The sequence below is a fragment of the Howardella ureilytica genome (assembly GCF_054657495.1).
In genome coordinates this window covers 11,448-28,877 of the sequence record NZ_BAAHYP010000015.1, presented here as the reverse complement: position 1 = coordinate 28,877, position 17,430 = coordinate 11,448, and the positions used below count along the sequence as shown (strand labels likewise).

The window sequence follows — 17,430 nt, the reverse complement described above, 5'->3', positions numbered from 1 at the left end:
ATTATAATTTGGAGCAATATATCCAAATATCTCTTTTAGACGATTGGAAATTTCATCATTTATGACTTTATTTCGATATTTGATACACATGATCAGATGATAATGCAGTATAAATACTGAATGATTATTAGTGTCAAAATTCATTGTATTTGTAACCTTTTATTTATTTAATACTGATTACATTATAACATAAAGTTATATATGAATAAATGCCGTGAGCAATAAATCCCCCACCTATAGAGGTGGGGGATTTATTGCTCACGGCATGTTAAAACGGTTAGTCACATACTTAAACCTATAGAAAAATACCACAGACAAAGCTGACGCCCATGTGCCGAAAACGGCAAACAGGCACGTTAATGCATCGTCTGTGGTATTTTCTGTTTATCACTCTTCGTATCCCGGTCTTCCGAGAAGTCTGAACATATTCTTTTTATAGCTTTCCACTCCCGGCTGGTTAAAAGGATTAACTCCAAGCATATATCCGCTTATTCCGCATGCAAATTCAAAGAAATAAAACAGGCACCCGAGGTTATATTCGTCCTTTTTCGGAAAAATCAGCTTTATATTAGGCGTATCACCCTCAATATGAGCATTCATGGTTCCTTCCAGCGCACATCCGTTAACGAAATCCAAAGTTTTTCCGGAAAGATAATTAAGTCCGTCAAGATTGCATTGTTCTTCTTCTATTACTATAGAATCGTTTGAGCTTTCGACAACAAGGACCGTTTCAAACATTATTCTCTTACCGTCCTGTATATATTGCCCAAGTGAATGCAAATCCGTTGTATAACTCAAAGTCACCGGGAACAGCCCTTTATGGTCCTTTCCCTCAGACTCTCCGAACAACTGCTTCCACCAGGCGCCGAGAGTCCTTGTGGCAGGCTCGTATGTGCACAAAACCTCTATTGATTTATCGTGATTCATCATTATATGTCTTGCCGCGGCATACTGCATCGCCATATTGTCATCAAAGTCGTTGTTTATACAGGCCTCTCTCATATCCCTTGCTCCGGCAAGTAACATGTCAATATCGGCTCCGCTTACGGCAATGGGAAGAAGCCCGACAGCGGATAAAACCGAGAATCTGCCTCCTACGTTATCCGGAACAACAAATGTCTCATATCCCTGATTGTCAGCCAGAGTCTTTAGAGCTCCCTTGTGCTTATCCGTTGTGGCATATATCCTTGAGCTTGCCTTATCTCCGTATTTTTTCACCAGCTCTTTCTTTAAAACCCTGAATGCTATGGCCGGCTCCAGTGTAGTTCCGGACTTGGAGATGACATTTATAGACCAGTCCTTTCCTTCAAGCCTTCTGATAACGGAAGCAAGAGCATCCGTGCTGAGAGTATTGCCCGTAAATATTACTTTTACATCATCGAATTCGTTTACAAGAAACTCGATACCTGCTCTGGCACCCAGATATGAGCCTCCGACTCCCACAACAACAAGGATATCGGATTCGTTTCTTATCTTCTCCGCCGCTTTCTTTATCCTTGACAGTTCTTCCGAATCCATGTTAACGGGAAGATCGACCCATCCGATATAGTCACTGCCCTTGCCTGTTCCGGACAATAACATATTTTTAGCCTCTATGGTTCGATCCTTCATGGAATCTATGTCAGCCACCGTTTCGCGACTCATAGAATAATCTAACTTTATATCTAACATAATACTGTTCCGTTATAATTCATTGTAATATGTGCAAAACTTTTTAACTATTTTCACTTCATTTGCAATCGCTTTCTTTTCAAATGTAGGATAGTCAACACTTGCGCTGTTATCAGCCTTATCCGATATGGTTCTTATTATTACAAATGGAATACCGTTAAGATATGAAGTCTGCGCAATTGCGGCGCCTTCCATCTCAGTACACAGTCCCTTAAAATCGTCAACGATTTTCTTTTTGACATCAGAATCCGAAACGAATTGATCTCCGCTTACAATTCTGCCTATATGTATTCCGATATCGGGCGTAGCCGCTTCGCAGGCTTTTTTTGCAAGAGCCACAAGTCCCGCATCAGCTTTAAACGACAATACGTCCATTCTCGGAATTTGTCCCTTCGGATATCCGAATCCCGTGGCATCCATGTCATGATGAAGTACGTCTTCCGACAACACCACATCTGCTATTTCTATTTTGTCGTGAAGTGAACCTGCAATTCCCGTATTTATAACAGCATCGACATTGAAGTCATCCACAAGTATCTGCGTACATATTGCCGCATTAACCTTACCTATACCGCTTCTTACAATCGTAACGGGCACTCCCTCCAAACGACCGGCAAAAAATTCCATTCCCGCCTTCTTTTCTTCCTTTGTTATATTCATAACAGAAATAAGCTGCTCAACTTCTTCCTGCATTGCTCCGATTATTCCTAACACGATGATACCCCCGTATAATATTCATATTATTCTAACAAAGTAGTATATCATTTTCAAATATTTACTGCATATTCTATTTACTTTTATTACATTTTGTTTAGTATAATACTATGAAAAGTATAAAAATAAAATATTTATACGGAATAAGGATAAAATTATGAGTGAAAGAAGACGAAGAATAATTATGACCGGCGGCGGAACGGCCGGTCATGTAATGCCAAACATTGCTCTGTTGCCCGAGCTTAGAAGCAGAGATTACGCAATAGCATATATCGGTTCCGAAGACGGAATAGAAAAGGATTTGATAAAAGCGCAAAACATAAGGTATTACGGCGTAAAGTCCGGTAAGTTCAGAAGATATTTCAGCTTTAAGAATTTTACGGACCCGTTTAAGGTTCTTAAAGGTTATAATCAGGCAAAAAAACTGCTCAAGAAAATGAAGCCCGATGTTGTTTTTTCAAAGGGAGGATTTGTATCGGTTCCCGTGGTCATGGCGGCCGGGAAACTCAAAATACCCGTTATTATACACGAGTCGGACATGACGCCGGGACTTGCCAACAGAATCGCCATAAAACGGGCAAGCATCGTATGTACAACCTTTCCTGAAACTCTCAAGTACATAAGTGAAGATAAACATCCCGTTCTTACGGGAACTCCCATACGTAAAGAGCTTTTGGCCGGAAACGCCGCAGAAGGTCACAGATTCACAGGGCTTCCCGACAATAAGCCTACAATATTATGTATGGGCGGAAGCACCGGTGCCGTTGCATTAAACGAGGCTCTTCATGCAAATCTTAATGCTTTGCTCAAAAAATATAATGTAGTGCATCTCTGCGGAAAGGATAAGGCTGACAGAGAATATGACGGCATCCCCGGATATGTTCAATATGAATATATCGACAAAGAAATGAAAGACCTGCTTGCAATGAGCGATATGGTTGTATCAAGAGCGGGAGCCAACGCAATATTTGAATTTTTAACGCTTAAAAAACCTAATTTATTAATTCCTCTTCCCGCTGCATCCAGCAGAGGCGATCAGATTCTCAATGCGGAATCATTTGAAAAAAGCGGATATTCTAAAGTTCTGTTTGAGGAAGACATAACCCCCGAATCGCTCCTTGAATCCATTGAATATGTATTTGCCAATAAAGATACATATATAAGGAACATGGCAGGAAGCGAACAACGTGACGCCATAGGAAAAATTATAGAATTAATAGAATCTGTATAATAAATTTATATAATAATCATCATATATCCGGTTGCCCTAAATGTATTCGGCATGATATAATAAAAACAATAATAGTTATTATTAACACCATTATGCAAACAGGTGCTTATAATAGCTTTTAATTTTATTTTAAAACACGGAGGTGATTGTTATGGCAGCTACTGTTAAACATTCAAAGCAAAGAGACGCCATCGAAGAATTTTTAAAATCCAGATATGATCACCCTACCGCAGATATCGTATATCAGAATGTATCCAAGGAATTCCCTAATATCAGTTTGGGTACGGTATACAGAAATCTTGCTTTCCTGGTTGATCACGGAAAAGCAATTACGATACCTTGCGAAGACGGTTCTGTTCATTACGATGCCAATCTCAAACCACACAACCATTTTCAGTGCAACAAGTGTCATGCCGTTATGGACTTTGATTTAAATGATGATGTTATCGAAGATGCGTTTATTAATAACGCACAATCACATTTTTCAAAGGGAAAGATATCGGGACATATCACATTTTTCCACGGAATATGCGATAAATGTGACACTGAATAACTTACATTTTTAAATTATCCGAAAAGAGAGGTCATAAGCCTCTCTTTTTTATTATGTAAATTTTTTCATGTACATTGTAAACGTTTGCAAAGCCGTCACTGTCATATTACCGACTTCGTAAAATTACAGGCTGAAGCAAATCTTATTTTTTCGCACTTTACCGTATCAATCTTACAATGCATCCGGATTCTTTAAATATACTTCAATTTTATTTCAATCTTCATTTTATATAATGCTGACCGAGCATGGATAAGAAACCTTGTTTATCCGATCATTCCGATTAAATGTTTATTTAACAGATAATATAAAGGAGATTTGAAATGAAACAGTTAAGATTAATAACCCGTTCCATGGGTACTGTATGTGAAATATCGGTTTACGCCCCCTACAACATGTATGCAGATGCCGAAAAAGCAGTTACTTCCGTAAAGGATTATCTGACCGATACAGATAACAGGCTGTCATTTTTCAAAAAAGAAAGCGAAATATCAAAATTAAACACATCAAAGAGAAATACATTAGTTAAGCTCTCCCCGGATACATTTAACATTTTAAAAGAATCAAAGTATTATGCCGAAGTCACAAAGGGTATATTCGATATTACCGTAGGCAAATCATCCGAGCGTTGGAGAAAAACAAGAGACCGTAAAAAATATCCTAATTCAGAAAACGAGAACAAAAATATCGTTACACGCTCATCTTCCCGTGATAAATGTAATTCCCCATGCGAGGACATATATGCGGATTATAACGGACTTATACTGGACGAAAAAACAGTCAGTGCAAAATTAACACAAGCATCACTCGCCGTTGATCTCGGAGGAATAGCAAAGGGATATGCTCTGGACAGAATAAGAAAAATACTTTTATCACACAATATTCGGAAAGCACTCATCAATCTCGGCGGAAGTATATATGTAATCGGTAATCCGAAAAAAATAGGACTGAGAAATCCGTTTATCCCGGTTAATTTATCCGGAGCAAATATTCCTTTCGCAAGTGTTATATCTTCCGGTGAGGCAGTGGTTACTTCCGGTACATATGAACAGTGCTTTGACAACGGCATGTCACATCATATTATTAATCCTGTTACGGGAAATCCGTGTCTCACCGATCTTGTTTCGGCAACAGTAATATCGGAAAGCGGTACGGCTGCCGACGTATACGCCACAACGCTTATCATTCTCGGTCTTAAAGAGAGTATCGTGTTTTCTGAAAAAAGAAATCTGTCTGTCATACTTGCGGACAAAAAAGGGAATATATATGTAAGCAAATCAATAAAACACAGATTTTCACTTATAAAGGAGAGAACAGCATGAAAAAAATATTCACTCCGTTTATCCGCCATATTGCTCAAATTATTTCTTTTGTTGCAATACCGGGATTATTTATCGTAACTCTCAACTCCGTCGGAAGCATATATTTATCGGTAATTCACGGAACATTCTCATGGAGTTCCCAACTAAGCTCAATTATCACCTTGCTTGCCGTAATGCCCGTAACCATAATAGGAGGACGATTTTTTTGCGGATATCTGTGTGCCTTCGGCAGTATGACTGAATTAATATCATTTATATCCGGCAAGTTAAAAATAAAGCAGATAAAAATATCTAACCGTGCGGACAAATATTTAAAAAACATAAAATATATTATTCTTGCGATAATTTTTGTTGCATGGACCGCCGGTATTTCCCTTACCCCCGCAGATCCGTGGTACGTATTCGGAATATACTCTTCAATCAAGGGTTGGAGCGACCTTTCAATGTTTTTAAGTATCGGAGGAGCCTTTCTGATACTCATAATAATAGGTTCGTTTTTTATTGAAAGGTTTTTTTGCCGTTATCTGTGCCCTCTTGGAGGAATATTTTCATTTATTTCAGTATTCAGAATGTTTAAAATAAAAAAAACAAATGAAACTTGCGTAAAATGTGATCTCTGTTCAAAAAAATGTCCCATGTCAATAGACGTTAACAAGGAAGGCGAACTTCACGGAAAGGTTGTTTCAAGTGAATGCATAGATTGTTTCAGATGTATTTCCGTATGTCCTACAAAAGCACTTGATAATAACTCTCTCGGAACAATATCTGCTCCTATTGCCGCCGTCGCCGTCGCCGGCGTATATTTTGCAGGCAATATATTATCTTCAACATATGCCGATACAGGCGCTCCCGAAACAGAAAATATCTCCGCAGGCAATTCATCCCAATCCGATACCTCTCAATACAAAGACGGAACTTATTACGGATCGGCTGTCGGATTCAGAGGCAAAACCAAAGTAAATGTTACTGTCGAAAACGGTAAAATAAATTCAATAACCATTGAAAGCTTCATGGACGATGAAGAATTTTTCAATCGTGCAAAAAACACTGTAATTAATTCCATAATATCCAAACAATCTACGGATGTATCAGCCGTTTCCGGCGCAACTTTCAGTTCCGAAGGAATAATAAATGCCGTAAAAGACGCACTTTCATCTGCCGAAGTCAATGACAATGAATCCGAAACATCCGATAATACTTCATCCGATGACGGAGTAACGGCAAATACACCGGAGGAAACATACAACGGTTCTCAGTCCGGTACGTCCTCTGCAGGTAACGATACTCCTAAAACAAACGACGATACTGCATCCGGTAACTTTAAAGACGGTACATATACAGGCACCGGATATGGACGAAACGGCTCAATAGAAGTCGAAGTTACGGTTTCCGACGGCTCGATTTCTTCCATAGAAATTATTTCTTCATATGAAGACGCACCGTATCTTTCACGCGCAACCTCCGTAATAAACTCTGTCATTAATTCTCAATCTGTAGATGTTGCAACGGTATCCGGAGCCACCATGAGCTCAAACGGTATACTTGAAGCTGTGGCAAATGCTCTGGGTCTGACGTATAATAACACAAACGACGATATTCATGACAATCATAGTCACAGAAGATTTGCGTTATGATACGGTTATTGCGGTATCCAAAATAAAGGAGATGATTATAATGAAGCTTCTTCTTGTTGAAGATGAAAAGAGAATGGGACAGGCAATTGTCGAATTTCTAAAGCAGGAAAATTACAGTGTTGACTGGTATCTTGACGGAAAAGAGGGTTTAGAAGCAATAAAAGAAGGGATTTATGACATTGCCGTTATTGATGTAATGCTTCCGCATATAAACGGTTTTGATATTACGTTTGAAGCAAGAAAAAACGGCATAAGAACTCCCATATTGATACTTACGGCACTAAATGATACGGATAATAAGGTAAACGGACTTGATTGCGGAGCCGACGACTATCTTACAAAACCATTCGCTTCAAAAGAACTTCTTGCCCGCCTTCGTGCGATGACAAGACGCATCTACAATACGGAAGACGGAAAATTATATTTTGAAGATATCTCACTAAACACAAAGACCATGGAACTTGCAAATAAAAATACCGGCGAATCAATTCGACTTTCCGATAAAGAATATAAAATCATTGAACTTCTTGTTGCAAACAGTGACAGAATTATAACCCGTGAACAAATTGCATTAAAGATATGGGGATATGAAAATGAATCGGAATACAATAATGTGGAAGTTTACATGACATTTGTCAGAAAAAAACTGAAATTCATTAATTCCGCAGCCAAAATAAAGGCCGTACGCGGCATAGGATATGAATTGAGAAATTGATATGTATAAGAAAGCAAAATTTAAAATAGTAATTTCAATTCTTTCAATGCTGTGCGCTGTTCTTGTAGGAACTCTCGGTATGGTTTATTTATCAAGTTATTTATCCGCAACATCAAGAAATCGTCAGGTTCTCGAAATGCGATCCGAGGAAATTATCAAAAAACTGGATTCCGATGACAACGGCAATTCCGAAACGTCACACGAACAGTCACTCCATGAAAACAAACACAATAATGAAGAATATGAACATGATAATAAAAACCTTCAGAAAAGCATTGAAATCGGTACGTTTTATGCCGTAAAGCTTTCAAAGGACGGCAATGAATCCGTTATTGTGAATGACGCCGAACAAATCTATTCCGATGATGAATTAATAAGTATCGCAAAAAATATATATTACAATAATGCACATGCAGACGATTTGTTATATACGATAAATGATTACAACGGCGATATAATTATATGCCTTATGGATAATTCCGTATTTACCGAAGGATTCACCCGTTTGTTGACATATACTCTGATATTCGGAGTAATAGCAATCATAATAATCACATTCCTGTCAATTTACATAGCCAATCGAATTGTACGTCCCATGGAAGACAATTACAGAAAACAAAAACAGTTCAATTCAGATGCCGGTCATGAACTGAAAACCCCGATAGCCGCAATGGCTGCAAATATTGAACTTCTTCAAAGAGAAATCGGAAAAAATAACTGGCTTGAAAATATTGCTTACGAAAATAACAGAATGCATGATCTTGTATCCGAACTTCTCGAGCTTTCAAATAATGAAAACAGAATTATTCATCGCAGCAATACCGATCTTTCAAGGCTTGTAAACAGAGTTGTCATTCCGCTTGAGGCAACGGCATTTGAAAATAATATACTTATAGATACATATATACCCGACGGAATATATGCGTTTATTGATGAAAAAAGCGTAACTCAACTTGTTAGCGTTTTGGTTGATAATGCAATTTCTCATACGGAATCCACACCGGATACAATTAAACATATAACCGTTTCTTTGGCAAAAGAAACCGGCGGCCCCGTATTGTCCGTATCAAACCCCGGTCCGGAAATTCCCGAAAGCGAAAGGGAAAAGATATTTGAACGTTTCTATCGATCGGATGATTCTCACGAATTTAAAGGTCATTACGGTCTGGGGCTCTCTATTGCAAAGGCTGTTGCCGATGCCAATAACGCAAAGATTATCGTTTTATGCAATGACGGTCTTGTTACATTTAAAGTCAGATTTTCTGAAAAATAAACCGTAAAATATTAAAACCCGCCCGCAAATCCATATGGATTTACGGGCGGGTTTTTCAACCTTTTAACAACGCAACTTTTTTAATTCATTAAAACATGTATTTTTTACAAAGTTGTTAATCTTCGCAGGCAATTAAAATCACCTTGGAAATATATTATTTTTTATTTTTCTTTCCATTGCGTCTTCTGCTCATAATAACAGCCGACACTCCTGCGGCAACCGATAAAGATGCTATGGCAGTCCATAAAGGTATGTAGTTATAATCTCCTGTTTTTACAGCCTTTCCGGAAGAATCGGACTTAATCAATTTGATTTCTTCGTCTTCATTTTCTCCGTTTGAAATATTATCACCTTTACCTGCATTTCCGCCGTGTGAAACATTATCGCCTTTACCTGTATTTCCGCCGTTTGAATCATTGTCGCCTTTATCAATCTTTTCCCAAACAGCCGTTAATTCTATATCTCCTGACATGTCTAATACGTCACCGATGTAATATTTATCGGTTCCGTCCGTATAATACATGAATTTATATCCGTCTCTTAACGGTTCTTCGGTAATCGTGAATTTTGAACCGTGTTTTGCGGATTCGGATAATTCACCCTCATTATTAAAGTTACCGCCGTCAAAATTGAATTTAATGTTATGTTTAACGATGTCGTAATAAACATTAAGCACCAATCCGTTGCCGTCGGCATCCGGTTTAAGAACATATCCTTCAATATCGGATTTTTCGCTGTTCAATTCATAATTATCATAATTAAGAATATCCGCCGTAACCTTGTCATTGATTATTCCCGCTCTTGTAGTCGAGTCATCTTCAACAAGATTGTAATTGCCGTCCATATCCTCTTTATAATAATTAACCTTATATGTCGTATTTCTGTTATAGTTGGCTTTTATTACGGTGTTACCGGTTATTGTAATTTTATCACCCGGCTCGTATGAATTGCCGTCGCCGTCTACAGTGTAATTCTCAAATATCGAATCATCTCTTTCAGGATTATCTTTTAATGTAATCTCTGAACCGTACTTAACTTTTACTTCCGAATAATCCGTATCACCGTTCGTTCCTCCTCCGAGGTCATATGATACTTCATGTTCGTCGAGATCATAGTATACCTTAAGCACTAATACCTTTCCTGTTTTTTCGATATTTTCCAGACCCGCATCATCCATAGGAATAATCTTGCCTGAAAGATCTTCTCTCGGATCCGGTATAACGCCGGAAAGAACCGATTTCTCCGTATTGAGATGATAATGTGCAATATCTTCAACATTTGCGGTTACAGTCTTTCCTACAAGGTCATGTGCGGAATTCACACTGTTATCAACTAAATGATACTGTCCGTTAATATCTTCCTTATAGCTTGCAACGATATACATTGCGGACACGTCTTCCAGACTTTCCGTCTTTCTGTCAAGTACCGCCACAATATCGGTGTTACCCGTTACGGTATATTTATCTCCCGGTTTATGATCCTCGCCGTTTACGATATATTTGATGAATTTGTATTTGTCTTTTGCAACCTCAGGTTCCAAAGTTATCTCAGTACCGTATTTAACTGTCTTTTGAGCATAATCTCCGTCAGGATTTGTTGCTCCGTTCAGATTGTAATTTACATTATATGTATTTAAATCATAATAAACTTCAATTACGGTTGTGTCTTCTTCAGGCAGAACAGCAGTTAAAACCGATGAATCTTTTAAATGATACTGGTTGTAATTCTTTACTGCCGCATGTACTTCTTCACCGACTTTACCCGTAAGAATCATTCTGTCACTCTCAACTTCAGTATATCCGTCATTTTCGAGATTTTGCTTGAAATATTTAACTGTATAATAACTGTTCGCTTTATTCCATTGCGCAACCAACTCTATTCCGCTCTCGGTATCGTTAGGCGCCAAATCTGAATATTTATCTGAAGCTGATACATATGTGTCACCGTATTTCCATCCTGCAAATTCATACATTTCTCTCTTTGGTTCGGCAACATCCGTAAGATTGTTGTCGTTCCATCTGACGTCTGACTTGTCGGCAGGTTTTGTCGTTGGGTCACCGCCGTTTATGTTATATGAAACAGTGTAATTTTTAGCTGTCCATTTTGCATACAGTGTAACTTTACCGCTTGAAGAATTTTCCGCTGTTATTGTATCGGAATCAAAATTCCAAGGTCTGTCGGAATCCGAAGGATTAGGGCTTAAATACCATCCTCCGAATGTATATCCGACTTTTACAGGATCGTTTACTTTAGTTACATGTTTACCGTACTTAACAAATTGTTTAGCCGGAACATCCGATTCCAAAGCAGGATTAGGATTCAGGTTAAATGAAACTTCCGCCTCGTTAATATCATAATAAATTTTAAGTACAAGACTTCCGTCAGGCTTTATGTAATCTGAAAGATTATTATTGGCATTGTTGTAACTTATATGATATCTGTCAAATTTATTAACTACGGAAGAATCCAATGTGTTAATACTTACCTTTTCATTGGTAGTTCCGGATTTGGATTCGGTTGATGCGCTGTCCAAAGAATATGAGCCGTCCGGATTTTCTTTATAATATTCAACCGTATAACGCACATCTGTCCTTGGCGTCCACTGAGCAACCAATGTGATTGATTTTACGTTTCCGTCTCTCGCAAGTTCTCCGTATGTTGCGGTATTATTAACGACTGACAATCCGTATGTCCATCCGGACAGTGTATATCCCGTTCTCTCAGGCTGAACATTTACATTCAGTAAATCCGCCGTATTCCAGTATACGTTTGTCTTGCTCTCAGGCACCTTATCGGCATTTCCTCCGTTTACGTCATATGCAACGGTATATCCGCCTCTTATTGACCATACCGGATAGAGTGTCAATGTCTGTGTCTCCGGTTTGAGATCAGATATCTTTGTAACTCCGGAATTAATATCCGTCATTGTTCCGTCAGAGTTCTTATACTGATATTTTTCCAGTTCATATCCTGTTTTTGTCTGCTTTGTACTTATGGAAATAACATCGCCGTATTTAAGATTCTTTATAGGATCGATATATGATGCCTCTCCGTTTTCTCTGTCAAATTCAACCGTATAATTTAACGGAGTAAATTTGGCTGCCAGCACTATCTGTTCTGTGCCTTCGTCTCCGGCAAGACTTCCGTATGACATATTATTCGTTACAATTTTTTTGGTACCGTTCAATACCCATCCGTCAAATGTATAACCTGCTCTTTCAGGTTTCCAAACTTTGTCACCGTCTTTGTATTCGTCAAATCCGGTACTCTCATAATGAACATTATCAATCGTCTTGGATTCAGACTCGTTTCCGTCATCTCCGAATACAACATATTTTACGGAATAGTGATTTTCCTTCCATACGGCGTCCAGAGTAATGTCATCCTTACTACCTTCAATACCTGAGTATACAGTGTTATCATCCACTCTTCTGCCTTCATATTCCCAATGGTCGAATGTATAACCTGTTCTGGATACGGTTGGCAGTTTAATTTGATCATCCCTGTTAATAACAGTCGACGCTGCACTTGTGCCTCCGTTTGAATTGTAATTAACGGTTACCTGACCGTCGGCCTTTGTCTTAAAGACCGGATAAAGTGTTATGTAGTTATTATCACCTTCAACCAGGTCTTTGAATGTTGTATCGGAAGCTATTATATCCGATTCCGATGCGTCGGATGCTTTCAGTGTCCATCCCGCAAAATATTCATTTGCATTTTCTGATTTAATCGCCTGCTCAGGATAAATATCCTTTGACGTATATGATACCGTTTTATCCGGTATGCTCATTCCCGGAACGGAATACTTAACGGTATAATCATTTTTCTCTACCCATTCGGCCGTAAGTGTAATTACCTTATCAGAACTGTCATCATTACCGGCAAGATCTCTGTATTGTGTATTTCCGTTTATTACTTCGCCGTCATATGACCAGCCTGCGAATGTATATCCATTCTTTACCGGTACATAATCAGATGCGAGGTCTGATTCCGTCCATCTTATATTTCCTTTCGTATATTTATTTTCCGTTGTATATACGATATCACCCGACTTAAGTTCTCCGCCGTTTGGATCGAATGTGATTTTATAGTCTTTCTTTTCATTCCATATTGCGCGATAAGTTATATCGTCGGTAACGGGACCGCGTCGGTTACCCACATAAAACGCATTATTAAATGTAGTGTCTCCCAATAAGCTTTTTGAGCCGGATCCGTTGAAGTCCCAGCCTCCGAATGTATATCCGAGCTTTGTAGGAAGATATGTGTTTCCGTATCCCCAATCATTTATAGGGAATAAATAATTGTTTCCGTTTCCCGGAAGTCCTGACTTAGTCTTCAAAATCCCGGCCAGTTTATCACTTAAATAATTGTCTAATTTGTAGTCAGACAATGATGCAGAGTCAACCCTGTCACTTATTTTAATTTTAAAGTTTTTGAAATTATTTAAGTCTATATTTTCATCTTTATATGGCGTGCCGCCGGCATAATCAAATGTCAGATTATATTCTGCTTCTTCCCACATGGCGTAAAGCGTAATTGTTCCGTCTTTAATTATGTCACCGGATACCCTAAGCGAAGAATTGGCACGATATGTGTCTCCGCTTCCGTCCGGTTTTGTATTCCAGCCTGTAAACATATATCCGCTTGCGGTTAAGTTGTCAGGCTTTCCTTTTACATTTATATATTCATTTTCCGCTGCTTCCTGTGTCTTAGGAACATCACCGGTCACGCTTACGTTCTCAGGTGCATTTGCATCGTATTTTATTGATACAAATGTATTCATAGGTATGTTAAGTTCTTCATTTTCTCCTATACTTTCATAGGTTTTCGATGCACTTAACTTATCATTTGAATAATTGAGTCCTTCAGTCTTAACGTTAAATCTGTAATTTTTAATTTTTTCATCAGAATTGCTTCCTTTGAATTCGACCGTAATATCATCTTCTCTTACGGCTTCGTATGTATATCTTCCGTCGGCACCTGTTACTGCCGTTCTCTTACCTCCGTCTTTATCTTCAACGACAACTGTAATTCCTTCAATTCCTTCCTCACCGTCATCCATTATTCCGTTGGAATTGGTATCGTGAAATACGGTTCCCGTAAGTCTTGCGGTAGCGACTCTCATGGCAACATAATTATCAAGGTGTTCCCTCTCCGCAACAGAATCATTCTGCAGAGGGTAGTACTTGTGTATTGTTCTGAACACATTAAGATCCGCAGGTTTACCATCGTCAATCTTGAAATTAAATAATGCACTGACATTGGCATTGCCGGGTACGGAATCGGATTCCAACAGTATGGCGTTAGCCTGATCTTTATTATCATCGCTTAATTCGATATATTGACCGTCCGTATTAAATGAACCGTCAGTTCCCACATCCGTTTTATTCAATTTGACATATTTAATCGTAAAACCTTCCGGAATATAAGCAGAGTCCAAAGACATGGTAAACCCGAAATTATTTTCCTGGAATGCCGTTCCGAGGGAAGTCCCCTCTTTCGGAATAGGTATAAATGTCTTATACGCCCCGCTTGCGGAATCTGATTGATTACGGATTTGTATTTTCAACTGTCCTTCGCTCTTTTTACCTAAGAGGGCAATACTGTTTTCATCGTATTTTCCGTCTACCGTATTCAAAACGAACCAGTGATTATCCGACACGTCAACACCGTTGATCTTCGTTACGGTTATGGAATCTTCAACCTGTATGTCGCTTAACTGCTGGATATTAAATTTTTTCTCAGTAGATCCGTTTGTAACTCCGAGCAAATATTTTCCGCCGTTGATACCGTATTTGTCAGGTCTCAGGTTATTGGTCGCACCAATGCTGTTAGCGTCGTTATATACCATTCCCGTCGTGTCCATGGATGACTTAATCTGTACGAGATCATTCCATCTGTATCCATCTGTAGGAAGTCCCGTTACGGTAGACAGTGTGATATTAACCCTTAATGTTGTGATGTTACCGTCCGCATCATACAATCCGATGACCGTATCTTTAGGAAACGTAACTTTGTATATTTTCTTATCGTCTTTTGTATTAGGAACGCTCTCAATCGAGAAGTTCAAATCCGACGACTTTGCTCCGTCTCTGTCGGCCGAATTGTGCATATTAAACTGGTTACTCTTACTAAGAGAGAAACTGAGGTCTGATATATCTATACCCTGAGGAAGTATGAGATACATCTCCGGATCGGTAATTATAGCAGACGTTCCGTTTGCCGACTGAACAGGTTTATAAACACCGTCACTGTTGGTTTTACCGTCCGTTTCAGCTAACCACATAGTACCGTACGGAGTTATATCCATAACTCCCTTTACCTTGCCGCCGGCAGGTATATAAGGTTTATCTCCGATGTATGTCTCTCGTCCTCTGTTATCTATACTGTATATGCTGTATCCTCCGGATGCCGCAACTCTGTTATCGGATGTTCCCGTTACGGTTACGGGAATCGTAACGTTTCCCTTAGGAAGCTCTCTGTCTTCAGCCAGTTCGTTGTAGATTTTATATTCATTGGTTACCACAATTCCGGGATCTGCACTTGTGAATCTTCCAAACGCCGCACAGGCATTCGCTCCTCCTGTAGACCAATATGCGTCCCACGTTGTCGTATGATAAAGAGGTAATATTTTTCCCATATATGTTTTCATATATGTTATATTTTTAAGCCCTATATCCTTTGCCGTAATTCTGTAATAATATATCGGCCATCCGTTAAAGAGATAATTTCTGTAACTTAGATCACTTCCGTTTAAAGTAACCGTTTTACTATTACCGTTTTCATCTGTTCCGGTTATATATATTATCTGATCTTTTTCTTTATTGTCTTCCAGACCGTATGATCCGACCGGAACGGTAATTGCCAATATTTCGGCATTCGCCTTATTCTTATTGTAATTGACTTCAAGCACTTTGTTTTTAACAGATTCATTACTGAGATCATTACTTATCTCAAGGCTTCCAAACTGAGTCATGTAATTTTCCGTCTGTTCAGTCGCATTATAAACCGTTCTGTCAGTTGCACGGTATGAGATTTTTTCAAGCGTAGGATCAACTATTGTATATGAATATTTTCCGTCTCCCGGAATGCTTTCCGTAATGTCATTATTGTAATATTTAATTGTACCGTTTGAAAAATACGTCTCATAAGTACTTCCTATCTTTACGGAGTCCTTGGGAAAGCGCACTTTATAATTTAAATACATCAGATTATTCATCAGACCATTGTGAACTACTATATGTCTTTTCACCATGTCAGATGAACCCGGTACGGACTCCTGATTGCCTATTGTAATCTTTCCTCCGGTATAACTGTACTTTACATACTGATCATTAAAACCGAAATCCTCAAAAGATAATTCCTTTGAGTACACAAAGTCGAATTCTATCTTTTCGTACATATATGAAAGGTTACTTGCCGAGATGGAAACGCCTTTCTGGAAAACTCCTCCGGGAGTCATCTGAGAGCTTCCCTCACCCGTAGGAAAAGTTGATGAAGTATTCTTCTCAACCGGAATATTGATGCTTATCTGATCGGTATAATTATGATTTCCGTCAGACATATACAGATGAATCGCTCCGTCTATGACATCCACATTGTTATATGCACTCGGATCAATCTCGAATCCTATCAGGACTTCATATTCTTCATTTGTCGCTATTGAACTTTTTATTCCGTATTCCCAGTATCCGTCATTTAAAGTTCTTTTATTGACAGGTGAAGTACTTGTTTCGTTATACCCGTATTTTGGATCATCAAGATCTTTTCTTTCGTAAAAGTAATCAAATGAATTGGATTCCATAGGTCCCGTATTTGTTGCGCCTCCGGGAGGTGATACTACCTTTACGCCGTTATATGTCGCCGTAATTCCCTTATCTTTTGTATCGCCCACAAGGAAATGGAATCTTGTAGCATTTTTAGGTTTTTTTACATAAGCCCTGAGATAATATGTTTTACCCTGTTCAAGATAAGGCTTATTCTTGTTGTTGGCTAAAACATCCATTACAACATTTTCTCTGGACTCGTCCAAAATTTCTATCTTAGACCATGCCTTACTGTCCGGGCTGTCATATGTAATCAAAGTATCATTGTTATCTTCTGCTCTTACGGTGACTACCGCCACCGATGTTAGTCCCAAAATTACAGACAACAATACCGCAATAAGAGCAATAAACAGTCTCTTTCCGAAAAAACCGCTTACGCCCGTTTTACTGTCTAAGCTTTTCATATTGTTTCCTCCCCAAATATTCAGATATACACATCCCAAAATCACATATTTATATTTTATCACAAGAATAAATGCATATTTATGCATTTT

General features: G+C 38.6%; 10 protein-coding genes. 6 read left to right on the top strand and 4 right to left on the bottom strand.

Features of this window, described 5'->3' with window-relative positions:
• From ACYQ1N_RS07255 to ACYQ1N_RS07245, 3 genes are all read right to left on the bottom strand, one after another.
• Window positions 1–144 (bottom strand): transposase (locus ACYQ1N_RS07255; protein ID WP_459834405.1); only part of this gene is annotated, 144 nt, incomplete at its 3' end.
• 243 nt (window positions 145–387) lie between these two features.
• A complete protein-coding gene (locus ACYQ1N_RS07250) occupies window positions 388–1,671 on the bottom strand; it encodes a glucose-6-phosphate isomerase (protein ID WP_459834403.1) in 1,284 nt (427 codons plus the stop codon).
• A 12-nt stretch (window positions 1,672–1,683) separates the two neighbouring features.
• Complete coding sequence (locus tag ACYQ1N_RS07245) at window positions 1,684–2,385, bottom strand: 5'-methylthioadenosine/adenosylhomocysteine nucleosidase (RefSeq protein ID WP_459834401.1); 702 nt, start codon at window positions 2,383–2,385, stop codon at window positions 1,684–1,686.
• Window positions 2,386–2,542: 157 nt separating this feature from the next.
• Between ACYQ1N_RS07245 and ACYQ1N_RS07240 the strand changes: the two genes are divergently transcribed.
• From ACYQ1N_RS07240 to ACYQ1N_RS07215, 6 genes are all read left to right on the top strand, one after another.
• Window positions 2,543–3,616 (top strand): undecaprenyldiphospho-muramoylpentapeptide beta-N-acetylglucosaminyltransferase, encoded by a 1,074-nt coding sequence (locus ACYQ1N_RS07240; protein ID WP_459834399.1) that lies wholly within the window; start codon window positions 2,543–2,545, stop codon window positions 3,614–3,616.
• Window positions 3,617–3,767: 151 nt separating this feature from the next.
• Window positions 3,768–4,169, top strand: a complete 402-nt coding sequence (locus tag ACYQ1N_RS07235) for a Fur family transcriptional regulator (RefSeq protein ID WP_459834397.1) — start codon at window positions 3,768–3,770, stop codon at window positions 4,167–4,169.
• A 320-nt stretch (window positions 4,170–4,489) separates the two neighbouring features.
• A complete protein-coding gene (locus ACYQ1N_RS07230) occupies window positions 4,490–5,488 on the top strand; it encodes an FAD:protein FMN transferase (RefSeq protein WP_459834395.1) in 999 nt (332 codons plus the stop codon).
• Entirely contained in the window at window positions 5,485–7,122 is a 1,638-nt protein-coding gene (locus tag ACYQ1N_RS07225; protein WP_459834393.1) for an FMN-binding protein, read from the top strand. Before ACYQ1N_RS07230 ends, ACYQ1N_RS07225 begins: the two co-directional genes overlap by 4 nt.
• A gap of 40 nt (window positions 7,123–7,162) precedes the next feature.
• Window positions 7,163–7,837, top strand: a complete 675-nt coding sequence (locus ACYQ1N_RS07220) for a response regulator transcription factor (RefSeq protein WP_459834391.1) — start codon at window positions 7,163–7,165, stop codon at window positions 7,835–7,837.
• A 1-nt stretch (window position 7,838) separates the two neighbouring features.
• On the top strand, window positions 7,839–9,110 hold the full coding sequence (locus ACYQ1N_RS07215) for a sensor histidine kinase (protein WP_459834389.1): 1,272 nt from the start codon (window positions 7,839–7,841) through the stop codon (window positions 9,108–9,110).
• A gap of 154 nt (window positions 9,111–9,264) precedes the next feature.
• Here the strand turns inward: ACYQ1N_RS07215 and ACYQ1N_RS07210 are convergent, their stop codons facing one another.
• Complete coding sequence (locus ACYQ1N_RS07210; protein WP_459834387.1) at window positions 9,265–17,340, bottom strand: InlB B-repeat-containing protein; 8,076 nt, start codon at window positions 17,338–17,340, stop codon at window positions 9,265–9,267.
• Window positions 17,341–17,430 lie beyond the last annotated feature (90 nt).